Genomic DNA, 12,535 nt, shown 5'->3' with positions numbered 1-12,535 from the left:
TCTTGTTCGGGTCGCTTGGCGTTGAGGGGTGCGCGCCGGAGTGAGAAAACCTGAGAGCGTCTCAGTCCGATAAACGGGGTATAACGAAACGGTTACAACGCGACACGCTTTGGTCAATTAGACATCTTTCGTGATTGTTTCGTAACCTATTCGAGACACAGCGTTGCTCACCGAGCAGCCAGTCCCGAACTAAAGAATTTTTCAAGCGCCGTATCTGGCCGCTCCCACGAAGAGGGTTGTGGCCGAACGGAGGCCGGCGGTGTCACCACTGCCGGCCGACGAACGTTAGGCCCGTCCCCTGGGCCAGAGCCTTGCCGATGTAGAAGGAAACTCGGCAGGGTAGGCGCTAAACAAGATTTGGAGTTTATTTTCGTGGCTAAGCACCGTCGTCAGACCGCAACCATGACCCGTCGTATCGCGACCACCGCCGTAGTGGCTGCATCCGCTACCGTCGCCGTCCCGGGCGTTGCGAACGCTACCGAGGTAGTTATCCCGAACACCAACTACTCTTTCGATGTCCAGGGCCTGGACCAGATCCCGAACATTGAGAAGGTTCCGAACATCCAGACCTACGTCCCGTCCCTGGGCGAGGCTCAGAACGTCAACTACAACGCCGCTGCACAGGTTGCTCCGGCACCGGCTAAGTCCGAGGGCCAGAAGGTCGTCGACGCGGCTCGCTCCGTCATCGGCGCACCGTACGGCTGGGGCGCTGCCGGCCCGAACTCCTTCGACTGCTCCGGCCTGACCTCCTGGGCCTACGGACAGGTTGGCAAGTCCATCCCGCGTACCTCCCAGGCGCAGGCCGCCCAGGGCACCCCGGTCGCCCTGGACCAGCTGCAGCCGGGCGACATCGTTGCCTACTACGGTGGCGCTTCCCACGTCGGTATCTACACCGGCAACGGCACCATCATCGATGCCCTGAACTCCGGCACCCCGGTTCAGGAGCGTCCGCTGGACTACATGCCGATCCACTCGGCCGTCCGTTTCTAGGACTTTCCGCAGCCCCTCAAGGGCTCGCCCCGATCCGCGCTAGCGGGTCGGGGTTTTCTCTTTAATCACACCCGTTTCAAGTTCGCCAGTTTCCCGCCTGAGGTGGGAAAACAACTTCGCGTCCGACTGGTAAACACCCGCGGGATGCTCTATAGTTCATTAAGTTAGTTCACTCGTTTTTTAACACTGAAGAAAGAGTCCTCGTGCTTGAATATTCTGCGCGGCGCACCCGTTCCATGCGCCGCATCTCCGGCGGCTGGTTGGCTGCCACCACGGCCGTTGTTCTGGGCGCAGCGGCACTGAACCCCGTAGCGGGCGCGCAGGAGACCGACGGCGCGGAGCAGCCCGCCGTCGCTCCGGCTGGCGACGACGTTGATTCTCTGCTGCACGAGATGGGCGAGGTCGCGCAGAAGGTCTCCGCGAAGAGCGAAAAGGTCAAGGAGGCCGAGGACAAGCTCGCCGAGGCGGAGAAGGACACGCAGCGCTCGGCGGAGCACGCCCGCCACGCTCAGGAAGAGGCAGACGCTGCCGATGCCGCCGTTAACGACCAGCGCGGCAACGTCAACGACATCGCCAAGTCGCGCTACCGCGGCGTGAACATGGACCGCTTCACCGCCACCTTGGCCAGCGGCGACCCCCAGGCCGCCGTGGAGCGCCTCGGCTACCTGGGCGCTATTTCCCGCGACGCCCAGCGCAACCTCGAGACCATGTCGACCAACGCGGACGCCGCCAAGTCCAAGCGGGACGCCGCCGACGCCGCCGTCAAGGAGGCAGAGCGCAAGACCCGCGAGCTGCAGGAGCAGAAGGACCGCCTCGTCCGCGAGCAGGAGGAGCTGGAGAAGCAGAAGGCCTCCATCGAGGAGCGCGTCGACGCGCTGTCCGGCGAGGACCGCGCCCGCTGGGAGGCCCAGTTTGGCGGCTCTTCGTTGTCGCCGGAGGACATCGCCGGCCTGTCCGGCAAGGGCGGCGACGCCGTGGCCGCGGCCCTGTCGAAGATCGGCAGCCCCTACGGCTGGGGCGCCGCCGGCCCCACCGAGTTCGACTGCTCCGGCCTGATGTTCTGGGCCTACCAGCAAAAGGGCGTGAGCATCCCGCGTACCTCCCAGGCGCAGATCGCCGGTGGCACCAGCGTGAGCATCAACGACCTGCAGCCGGGCGATATCGTCGGCTACTACCCGGGCGTTACCCACGTCGGCATGTACATCGGCGACGGCCAGGTGGTCCACGCCTCGACCTACGGCGTGCCGGTCCAGGTCGTGCCGGTCGACTCCATGCCCATCCAGGGCGCTTCCCGTTACTAAACGCGCGCGGGCTATAGGTACAGTTGGTGCCTATGGTCCGCGTTTTGCTTGTTACCAATGATTTCCCGCCCACCATCGGCGGGATCCAGTCCTACCTGCGGGATTTCCTCGGCACCCTGCCCCCGGACCAGGTCATGGTCTTCGCCTCGACCCAAAACGCCGACGATGCCGCCTCCTACGACCGCGACCTGCCCTACCGGGTAGTGCGCTGGCCCCGCCGGGTCATGCTGCCCACGCCGGCGACGGCGCGCGCCATGCAGGAGATCATCCGCCGCGAGGGCATCGACACGGTCTGGTTCGGCGCCGCCGCCCCGCTCGGGCTCCTCGGCAAGGCCGCTCGGGCTGCCGGCGCCACCCGCGTCATCGTCACCACCCACGGCCACGAGGTCGGCTGGTCGATGCTCCCCGGCGCCCGCCAGGCCCTCCGCCTCATCGGCGCCTCGGCCACGGCCGCGACCTATATCTCTGGCTACACCCTGCGCCGCCTGCGCCCGGCCTTCGGCTCCCAGCTGGACTGGGTACACCTGCCCTCGGCCGTCAACACGGACGATTTCCACCCCGTGGACGCCGCGGCGGCCACCGCCGCCCGCCGCCGCTACGGGCTGCGGGAGGATGGCCCCGTCGTCGTCTGTATTTCCCGCCTGGTCCCGCGCAAGGGCCAGGACCAGCTCATCCGCGCCTTCGGCCGGCTCCAGCACAACCACCCGGACGCCCAGCTGCTCATCGTTGGCCGCGGCCGCTACCGCGCCAGCCTCGAGACGCTGGCCGGCATCTACTTCCTGGACACCCACTTCGCCGAGGCTGCCGATACCGCCGACCTGAACGCCGCCTTGGCCGCCGCCGATATCTTCGCCATGCCGGCCCGCACCCGCGGTGGCGGGCTCGACGTGGAGGGGCTGGGCATCGTCTACCTCGAGGCTCAGGCAGCTGGCCTGCCCGTCATCGCCGGCGACTCCGGCGGCGCGCCGGAGACCGTCACGCAAGACACGGGCATCGTCGTGCGCGGGTCGAGCGTGGATGAGCTGACCCGCGCCCTGGATGCTTTGTTGTCAGATCCCCAGTGCCGGCAGGAGATGGGCCGGGCCGGGCGCGCATACGTGCAGCAGGAATGGACCTGGGCGGTCATGGGCGCCCGTCTGCGCGGCCTCCTTCGATGTGACCGCTAAGGGGGAGGGGGTATATCCTAGACTGCATGTCGAAAGCCTTCCCCACCCCCTCGTCTGCAGAGATGGAGTCCTCGCAGCCGTTGACTATCGGCATGGATATTGGGGGCACCAACCTGCGCGCCGGCGTGATTACCACCGACGGGCAGCTCATCGATAGCGTCAGCGTCCCCACCCCCAGTACCGCAGAGGCACTCGAGGACGCGCTTGTCGATGCCGTCCGCCGCCTCCAGGGCACCTACCGCATCCAGGCCGTGGGGCTGGCCGTGGCCGGGTTTATCGACCCGGACTGTGAGGTGGTGCGCTTCGCGCCGCACTTGCCGTGGCGCAACGCCCCCGTCCGCCGGCGGGTGGAGGAGCGCCTGGGCCTGCCGGTGCGGCTTGAGCACGACGCGAACTCCGCGGCCTGGGGCGAGTGGCGCTTCGGGGCCGGGCAGCACGCCCGCGACTGGGTGTTTTTCTCCGTGGGCACCGGGATCGGCGCGACGCTGATGACGCAAGAGACCATCTACCGCGGCGCTTTTGGCACCGCCCCGGAATTCGGCCACCTCGTGGTCGTGCCGGGCGGGCGCCAGTGCTCGTGCGGTAAGCGCGGCTGCCTGGAGCGCTACGCCTCGGGTACCGCGCTGACCGACACCGCCAACGAGCTGCGCCCGAACTATTCCACCACGCTGCCGGCCAACCCCTCCGGCGAGGAGATCGCCGACGCCGCCCGCGCGGGCGACGCCCTGGGGATCGCCGTCATGGAGGACCTGGGCAGCTGGCTCGGCCAGGGCCTGTCGATCGTGACCGACGTCCTCGACCCGGAGCTCATCGTGCTGGGCGGGGGAGTCAGCAAGGACGCTGATCTCTACCTCGACACGGCGCGCGAGTTCATGGCCCGCGACATCGTCGGCGCGGGGCACCGCCCCGTGGCGGAGGTCGTTACCGCCAGCCTGGGATCGGCAGCAGGTATGATCGGGGTGGGAGATTTGGCCCTGCGCCAGGCAGACATGGTTCACGAGGAAAGTTAGACGATGCACAATAAATGGTATTGGGCCTTTAAGAATATTTTCTTCGGCCCGGCGCTGCGGCTATGGAACCGACCCTGGTCGCGCGGCATGGACAACATCCCGGCCACCGGGTCCGCCATCTTGGCGTCCACCCACCAAGCCGTGATGGATTCCTTCTACTTTCCGCTGCTGTGCCCGCGGCAGATTATCTTTCTCGCCAAATCGGAATACTTCACCACGCCCGGGCTGGTCGGCCGCGTGCAGAAGTGGTTCTTCAGCTCGGTGGGGCAGGTGCCCATCGAGCGCAACGCCGAGTCCGCTAGCGCGGGCATGCTAATTTCTGCCAAGCGGATCCTCGGCAACGGCGACCTGTTTGGCATCTACCCGGAGGGCACGCGCTCGCCGGACGGCCGCGTGTACAAGGGGCGCACCGGCATGGCCCGGGTGGCCATGGCCACCGGCGAGCCGGTTATCCCGATCGGCATGATCGGCAGCCGCGACGCCAACCCCATCGGCACATGGATCCCGCGGCCCAAGCGCGTCGGCATGGTGGTGGGCGAGCCCATCGACCCCATCGCCTGGGCCCGGGATAACGACCTGGACCCCGAGTCCCACGAGGCCGCCCGCGCCTTCACCGACTTCATCATGCACCGCCTGGCGGAGATGGTGGACCAGCCCTACGTCGACGTCTACGCCTCCGAGGTCAAGGAATCCCTGGCCGCCGGAAACGGCTACCCGGAGGGCGCGGAGCCTTCGTCGCCGCAGTCGGGGGTGGCTTAGAAGTTTTGCCTTCTTCCGCCGCCTCCCAAAGGCTGGCCTGGCCCGATGTCGCGAAGGGGCTCTCGATCATCGGCGTGGTGGTACTGCATATCTCCATCAGCGTCCCGGATGCCCACCTGACCTGGCTCTTTACCGCAAACACCTGGCTGGACCCGCTGCGTATGCCGCTGTTTTTCTTGGTCAGCGGCTACTTTTCGAAAAAGATCTTCCACTACAGCCTGTGGGAGCTGTTCAGCCGTCGCCTCTGGTTTTTCATCGTGCCCTATTGCATCTGGGTACCCGTCGAGCTGTGGACCAACAGCGTCCACTACGCAATAGTCTTCGGCGACGAGCCGCGCACCTTCGCCGACTACGCCAGCTCCCTGGTGCTAGGCCACAACATGGGTTGGTTCCTACACGCGCTGGTGCTGTTTAACCTCTACCTGTGGGCGGTTCGCCGCCTGCCGCGCTGGGCCGCCATTGCTGGCTCGCTTATTCCCATCCTCTTTTTGGGCTGGCACGAGGAGGTCTACTTCGTAGGCAAGGCGCTGATGTACCTGCCCATCTTCGTCATCGGCGCGTTCTGCCGCCAGTGGATCACCGCCTTCGCCGAGCTCATCGATGCCCCCTTAAGCCACGCCTTCACCGCCCGCGTGCGCCCACCCAAGTACGCGGTTCTCAAGGCCATCGCGCCGTTGCTCGGCAGCGCCGGCGGCTTCGTGGCTGGCTACAGCCTGGTCCGCTGGTGGAATGGCATCAAGGACTCGGACATCGTGGTGGATTGGTATCTACCCGGGGCCGAGTGGCTCGGCGGGGCGGAGCTGTGGTCGCTGGTGCGTCTAGGCCAGCACCTGCTGATGTTCCCGGCCGCCATCGCGGGCGCGGTCCTGTTGTCCTACGTTCCGGGTGTATCCCACCTCTTGCGCTTTACCGGGCGGCACACGCTGCCGGTCTACCTGGGCCACCCCATCGCACTGACCCTGGGCTTCGGGCTGCTGACCGCTTACCACCCGGTCGAGATCATGATCGACGGCGCGTGGCCGTGGGAGAACACCTGGTTCTGGATTCTTTACTGCTTGGGCATCTCCGCCGTCGGGGCGCTGGCGCTGTGGGCCTTGAGCAAGGTGCCCGTGCTGGGCTGGTCGATGAAACCGCCGCAGATATACCGCGGCGCCACCAGCGCGCACAGCACGACCACCCAGGACAGCCAGAAATAGTCGTTGCCGGGGATGGCCTGCCACAGGCTCCATTTCAGCTCCTGGTTCTGGGTGTAGGGAACCAGCCAGTGCCCGCGGGCGAACAGCACCAGCCACAGCAGCCCGGCCAGCCAGACGCTCCGCGGTAGGAGCGCGGTGACGTAGGCCGCCAGCAGCACCAGCCACACGTAGTGGTGGGACCAGGACACCGGCGAGGCCAGCAGGGACAGCTGGGCCGCAATCAGGATCATCGGCACCACGCCGCCGGCGCGGACGCGGTAGACCGCCGCCCCACAGGCCAGGATGATGACGACGACGCCCGCCAGCCACCAGTCGCCGGCCCCAACGCGTTCGAGGAAGCCGCGCAGCGACTGGTTCGACGAATACGCCAGGCCGCCGATGCGCTCCGAGTCCTGCAGCGTCGACAGCCAGTAGTCCCGCGAGCTCGCCGGGGCGGCGACAAAGCCCACCCCGACCCAGGCGATGGAGGCCCCCGCGGTGGTCGCTAGCGCGCGCCACTCCCGCCGGGCGAAGTAGACCAGCACGAAGACCGCGGGGGTCAGCTTGATGCTAATCGCCAGGCCTAGAAGCACGCCGCGCAGGCGGCGGGGCAGGACCAGAAAGTCCACCAGGACGATGAGGGCGAGCAGGATGTTGATTTGGCCGAAGCTGAAGGTCTCGGTGATGGGCTCGGCCAGCGCCGCGGGCACCATGCACCAGGCGGCCCACGTCGCCGCCGCGTCTTTTTTGAGCGGCCGCAGCACCAGCCACAGGCACGCCCACAGCCCGGCCCACGATGCCACCGTCCAGGTCACCGAGACCACCGGCAGGCTGGCCACGCTGAGAGACGAAAAGAGCACCGCCGCCAGTGGCGGGTACGTAAAGGGCAGGATCATCCCGCTGGTGACCTGATAGTCCTGCGCGTAGAGGTGCTCGCCGGCCAGCCAAGCCTGGCCGCCGGCGCGGTAGACGTCGAGATCGATGTGGTAATACGGCCGCAGGATGCCTTCGGTGAGGAATAAGGGGGCATCGATAAGCCAGACGATGCTTACAGCAAACGACACAAGGAGCGGGATCCAGGCGGGAACGCGCCGTACGACTGAAGCGAGCACGGAAGTAGTCTACCCCGCGCGAGGGCCCGCCCAGCCACCGGCTAGAATCAATGACCGTGCGATACTTCTACGACACCGAATTCATTGAGGACGGCCGGACGATAGAACTGGTCTCCATCGGGATTGTCGCGGAAGACGGGCGCGAGTACTACGCCGTGTCGACGGAGTTCGACCCCCAGCTGGCCAACGCCTGGGTGCGCGAGAACGTCCTCGACAAATTGCCCTCGCCCCACGATGCCGTGTGGAAGCCCATCCACACCATCCGGGAGGAAGTCTACGGATTTTTATGCAGCGCCAAAACGCCGCCCGAATTGTGGGCCTGGGTGGGCGCCTACGATCACGTGGTGCTGGCGCAGCTGTGGGGCGACATGGCCGGGCTGCCGAAGCGGCTGCCGCGTTATACCCGCGAACTCAAGCAGTACTGGGAGTTTGCCGGTCGCCCGAAGCTGCCGGCCGTGCCGGCCGGCAACCACGACGCCTTGGTGGACGCGCGCCACAACCTAGCCAAGTTCAACATTTGCCAAAAGGCACTGCCGCTGAGCAAGGGCAATCGGATTACTAAGTAACCCGTAACTATCATCCGACCGATGAACGTGGTTAAATCAGGGTGTGAGTTGGACAATTGATATCCCTAATGAAGCCCTGCCCGATCTTCCTCCGTTGCCGGATGGCATCGAGGAGAAGTTTCGGGACGTCGTAGACCGCCCTGCCAAGCAGCAGCCGTCCTGGGACCAGAACCAGGCGGACAACGTGCGCAAGATCTTGGAGTCGGTCCCGCCGATCGTCGTGCCGCCGGAGATTGAATCTCTCAAGCGCAAGCTCGCGGCGGTGGCCACCGGCAAGGCCTTTTTGCTCCAGGGCGGCGACTGCGCCGAGACCTTCGAGTCCAACACCGAGCCGCATATCCGCGGCAACATCAAGACCCTCCTGCAGATGGCCGTGGTGCTGACCTACGGTGCGTCGACGCCGGTGGTGAAGCTCGCGCGTATTGCGGGCCAGTACGCCAAGCCGCGGTCCGCGGACCGCGACGGTAACGGGTTGCTGAATTACCGCGGCGACATCGTCAATGGCGTGGAGCCGACCGAGGAGGCCCGTCGTCACGATCCGGCCCGCATGGTGCGTGCCTACGCCAACTCTTCGGCCGCGATGAACCTGGTGCGCGCGTTGACCTCCTCGGGCACGGCGGACCTGTACTCGCTGCACGAGTGGAACCGCGAGTTCGTCTCCAACTCCCGCGCCGGCGCCCGCTACGAGGCCCTGGCCAACGAGATCGAGGCCGGCCTGAACTTCATGAGCGCCTGCGGCGTCAACGATGACACCCTGCGCTCGGCCGACATCTACTGCTCCCACGAGGCCCTGCTCAAGGACTACGAGCGCGGCATGCTGCGCCTGGGACAGGACGATCGCGGCCACACCAAGCTCTACGACCTGTCGGCCCACCAGCTGTGGGTCGGCGAGCGCACCCGCGGGCGGGAGGACTTCCACGTCAACTTCGCGGCGCTTATCGGCAACCCGGTCGGCATTAAGCTGGGCCCGGGGATCACGCCGGAGGAGGCCGTGGAATACGCGGAGAAGCTCGACCCGCTGCGCGAGCCGGGCCACCTGACCATGATCGCCCGCATGGGCCACGACAAGGTGCGCAGCGTGCTGCCGCCGGTCATCAAGGCCGTCGAGGAGTCCGGGCACAAGGTCGTCTGGCAGTCCGACCCGATGCACGGCAACACCTTCACCGCGTCCAACGGCTACAAGACCCGCCACTTCGACAAGATTCTGGACGAGGTGCAGGGCTTTTTCGAGGTGCACCGCGAGCTCGGCACTCACCCGGGCGGCATCCACCTGGAGTTCACCGGCGAGGATGTTACCGAGTGCCTGGGTGGCGCCGAGGACATCACCGACGTCGACCTGCCGGGCCGCTACGAGTCCGCCGTGGACCCGCGCCTGAACACGCAGCAGTCGCTGGAGCTATCCTTCTTGGTCGCGGAGATGCTGCGTAACCAGGATCGGCATCGCTAGTAGGTGCGCCAGAAAATCGGGGTGCCGGCGTAGTAGCCGGACCCGAACCACCAGGCCGCCAGCCCGACGCCGCCGGCGAGCACAGCAGCGACGATAAGAAATAGCGTCAACGGAACCCACGAACGGTTGGTCAGCAGCCGCTCGGTGGGTTCTTCTTCTGCCGTGCGGGCCATCGGGGCAGCCTGGGGGCGCTGCTGCGGCACCGGCGCCGGTTGCGCCGGCTGCATGGGCTGCGCCGGCTGGGGCGCGGGCATCGGCTGCGGGGCGTGGTCGACGCGGGTCTCGAAGCTGAGCGGCGCGCGGCGGTACTGCTCGGTCTCTGCCTCTGCCGCGGGGTCGCTCACGATGCGCGTTTCCGCCTCCGCGTCCGAGACATCGAGGTCCTCGGGCGGCTCGGATTTTTCGAAGACCCCGGTGGCGGCGAAGACCGCCGTGCCGGACATGTCCGTCGGCTGGGCCGCGGTGCGGGCGGCGGCGGAATCCTGCGGGACGGGCACGGTGTAGGTTTGTAGGCCCAGTTCGTGGGAGACATCGTCAAGCGCGGCGAGGAATTCGCCGGCGTCGGCGAAGCGGCCCTGCGGATCCCGGGCGGTGGCGGAGGCGACGAGGGCATCGAAAAGCGGGGGAATGCCAGCGATGCGCTCGCTCGGCGCCACCACGTCCTCTTGGAGGCGGGCCAGGGCGTGCGCCAGAGCGGTCTCGCCCTGGAAGGGGACGGTGCCGGTCAGCAGCTCAAAAAGAACGATGCCCGCCGAGTAGACGTCCGTGGCGGGCGTGATGCGGGATCCGTCGACCTGCTCGGGGGCCAGGTAAGAGACCGTGCCGACGATTTTGTCGGAGGTCGCCTGCTGCGCGCTGGTGGAGCGGACCAGGCCGAAATCGCCGAGCATCACGCGGTGATCCGAGTTGATGAGGACGTTGTCAGGCTTGATGTCGCGGTGAATCAGGCCCTTGTTGTGGACGGCGTTCAGGCCCGCCAGCACGGCGCGCATGACGCTGGCCGCCGCATAGGGCGGCAGGGGGCCGCGCTCGGCGAGCAACTCGCGCAGCGTGCCGCCGGTGATGAGCTCCATGATGAGGAACATGGGGTCGCCGTCGGCGGAGAAGTCGTACACGCCGACCAGGTTCGGGTGGGCGAGCTGGGCCATCGCCTTGGCCTCGCGCTCGAAGCGGCGGGTAAAGACGGGGTCGTCCACGAACTCCGCGTGCATGACCTTGGCGGCTACGGCACGGCCCAGGCGCAGATCTACGCAGCGGTAGACCGTGGACATTCCCCCGCGGGCGATGGGGCGGTCCACCCGGTACCGGTTCTCCAGCACGTCACCAATTTCTAACCGACTCATGGATTCCAGTATGGCCGAAATCCCAGAGAAAGTGCACACCGGCTACAGTAGAGTGCCGTGACTAGTATGGATGAATCTCTGGAAACCCTGCTCCGCGACGAACCGATGCTGACCCTGCCGCAGGTTGCCGACAAGCTCGGCATCGCGGTGACGCGCGTGCACGACCTGCTGAATGCGAAGAAGATCATCGCCTGGCGTAGCGGCGATAAGAAGCTGGTCCCCGCGGCCTTCTTCAACGACAAGGACGCCATTAGCAAGTTCGTTTCGGGCGCTATCACCGTGCTGTCCGATGGCGGTTACAGCGAGGACGAGATCCTTCGCCACCTCTTCACCGAGGACGAGTCTCTGCCGGGGCGCCCCATCGATGGCCTGCACGGGCACCTCGCGCGCGAGGTAATCCGCCGCGCGCAGGCTTCGGCCTTCTAAGGCACGCCGAGTAGGCGCTACGGACGTGGTCCGTGGCGCCTTTTCGCGTATTTCGCTGGGTTTGCCCCTTGGGGTGTCTCCTCGCAGCCTGGTCTTGCGGTTCTGCTCTCGTTCCTTGTACCTCGGCTGACCCCGTGTCAGCCGTTAGGTCCCGCCGCTCCAGGGCGGATCCCACGTCACCCTGCCATCGCGGCGGTTTATCCTGCCGTGTCTGGGGTAGGCCGGGTCGTCGTCGTTCCAGGAATTGTGGAACTCGCACAACAAGGTCAGATTCTCTTGGTTGGTTTCTCCGCCGTCTACCCAGGGGTGGATGTGGTGGACCTGGCACTCGTCGGCCGGTTTGCGGCAGTTTGGCCACGCACAGGTCGTGGTCTCGGCCTTCGCCATGTCCTTCTGCTTCGGTGAAGCGTGGCGTTGGTAGCGGTATTGGTTGACCGGCCCGCGCCTAGGATCCACCAGGGTGGCCAGGCCCGCATCCAACAAGCATTGTCGGACGTATTCGGCACCGGTCATGGTGGTGCCGTTGGTCAGCTGCAGGGTGATTTCGTCCCCATCACCGGACAGGATACGCACCCAGTCCGGCAGGGAGATAACCACGTGCGTGGCCTTGGGCTGTTTGTCTAGCCCGCCGCTGAACAAGGCCTCGACGTCGGGGATGGTTTTAATACTGGCCCAGAGGTTCTCAATAAGCTCCGGATCCCCGGTGACCGAAAAAGTACTCGGTCCGTCCTTGCGGCGGGTCACGCGCACGCCTTCGGCCGGCGGGGCTGGGCGGTTAAGCTCCAGGACTTTCTGGTTGGCCAGGCGGCGTAGTTGTTTGGTGGTGCCGGGGGTGTTGCAGAGTTCGATGAGCATGGCCCAGGCCTCACCCTTGTGCCGGACCCGGCGGAAGGCGTTGTCCAATACCAGCAGTGTGTCGAGGTGGTGTCCGGATTCTGCGGCGCCCCGGCGGGCGGCGGCTTGCTTGCGCGTATACGTGGTGTGCCCGAAGAACGTCTGGCAGGCACGGTAGTGGGCGGCCGCGGCAACGTCCGACATGACAGCCTTCAAAGCGGGCAGGCTCAACTCGCGGCACAGGCCCAAGTAGGAGATCCCGTCCGCGAAGATAGAGTGCGCTGCTTTCAAAGTGTCCATGGCTGTCGTTGCTGTCATGACCCACACGCTAAGCCCGCCCGTCAACCCCGACAAGCAGAAAAACCTGAACCTGTGGATAACTCGCCCAAAAACGCCATTTTTGATG

At 66.1% G+C, this 12,535-nt stretch carries 11 protein-coding genes and 1 pseudogene; 9 read left to right on the top strand and 3 right to left on the bottom strand.

All coding sequences use genetic code 11. From position 1 onward, the window contains the following. Nucleotides 1-372 precede the first annotated feature (372 nt). From VVS03_RS02275 to VVS03_RS02250, 6 genes and pseudogenes are all read left to right on the top strand, one after another. On the top strand, nt 373-990 hold the full coding sequence (locus VVS03_RS02275) for a C40 family peptidase (RefSeq protein ID WP_368519011.1): 618 nt from the start codon (nt 373-375) through the stop codon (nt 988-990). A 203-nt stretch (nt 991-1,193) separates the two neighbouring features. After that, complete coding sequence (locus VVS03_RS02270) at nt 1,194-2,291, top strand: NlpC/P60 family protein (RefSeq protein WP_368519012.1); 1,098 nt, start codon at nt 1,194-1,196, stop codon at nt 2,289-2,291. Between the two features lie 32 nt (nt 2,292-2,323). Continuing rightward, complete coding sequence (locus VVS03_RS02265; RefSeq protein ID WP_368519013.1) at nt 2,324-3,457, top strand: glycosyltransferase family 4 protein; 1,134 nt, start codon at nt 2,324-2,326, stop codon at nt 3,455-3,457. Between the two features lie 26 nt (nt 3,458-3,483). Continuing rightward, nucleotides 3,484-4,467: an ROK family protein gene (locus VVS03_RS02260; RefSeq protein ID WP_368519014.1), complete on the top strand. Its 984-nt coding sequence runs from the start codon at nt 3,484-3,486 to the stop codon at nt 4,465-4,467. A gap of 3 nt (nt 4,468-4,470) precedes the next feature. After that, complete coding sequence (locus VVS03_RS02255) at nt 4,471-5,226, top strand: lysophospholipid acyltransferase family protein (RefSeq protein ID WP_368519015.1); 756 nt, start codon at nt 4,471-4,473, stop codon at nt 5,224-5,226. 74 nt (nt 5,227-5,300) lie between these two features. Continuing rightward, nucleotides 5,301-6,248, top strand: a pseudogene (locus VVS03_RS02250) (hypothetical protein); the annotation flags it as partial. A gap of 26 nt (nt 6,249-6,274) precedes the next feature. Here the strand turns inward: VVS03_RS02250 and VVS03_RS02245 are convergent. After that, nucleotides 6,275-7,465, bottom strand: a complete 1,191-nt coding sequence (locus tag VVS03_RS02245) for a glycosyltransferase 87 family protein (protein WP_368521467.1) — start codon at nt 7,463-7,465, stop codon at nt 6,275-6,277. Between the two features lie 104 nt (nt 7,466-7,569). Here VVS03_RS02245 and VVS03_RS02240 point away from each other — a divergent pair, with 104 nt between their 5' ends. Continuing rightward, entirely contained in the window at nt 7,570-8,079 is a 510-nt protein-coding gene (locus VVS03_RS02240) for a polyadenylate-specific 3'-exoribonuclease AS (protein ID WP_368519406.1), read from the top strand. A gap of 43 nt (nt 8,080-8,122) precedes the next feature. Further along, nucleotides 8,123-9,526: a class II 3-deoxy-7-phosphoheptulonate synthase gene (locus VVS03_RS02235; protein ID WP_368519017.1), complete on the top strand. Its 1,404-nt coding sequence runs from the start codon at nt 8,123-8,125 to the stop codon at nt 9,524-9,526. Here the strand turns inward: VVS03_RS02235 and VVS03_RS02230 are convergent. Further along, nucleotides 9,523-10,869, bottom strand: coding sequence for a protein kinase domain-containing protein (locus VVS03_RS02230; protein WP_368519018.1), 1,347 nt, complete (start codon nt 10,867-10,869; stop codon nt 9,523-9,525). The genes VVS03_RS02235 and VVS03_RS02230 overlap by 4 nt on opposite strands. 66 nt (nt 10,870-10,935) lie before the next feature. Here VVS03_RS02230 and VVS03_RS02225 point away from each other — a divergent pair, with 66 nt between their 5' ends. Next, nucleotides 10,936-11,295: an Rv2175c family DNA-binding protein gene (locus VVS03_RS02225; protein ID WP_290226356.1), complete on the top strand. Its 360-nt coding sequence runs from the start codon at nt 10,936-10,938 to the stop codon at nt 11,293-11,295. Nucleotides 11,296-11,439: 144 nt separating this feature from the next. Here VVS03_RS02225 and VVS03_RS02220 read toward each other — a convergent pair whose 3' ends face one another. Further along, nucleotides 11,440-12,447, bottom strand: coding sequence for an HNH endonuclease signature motif containing protein (locus VVS03_RS02220; protein ID WP_368533840.1), 1,008 nt, complete (start codon nt 12,445-12,447; stop codon nt 11,440-11,442). Between the last annotated feature and the right edge of the window lie 88 nt (nt 12,448-12,535).

It is taken from the genome of Corynebacterium sp. LK2537, assembly GCF_040946485.1.
Classification (GTDB): Bacteria; Actinomycetota; Actinomycetes; order Mycobacteriales; family Mycobacteriaceae; genus Corynebacterium.
Note: the sequence above shows the minus strand (reverse complement) of the source record. Positions and strands in the feature narration are given on the sequence as shown.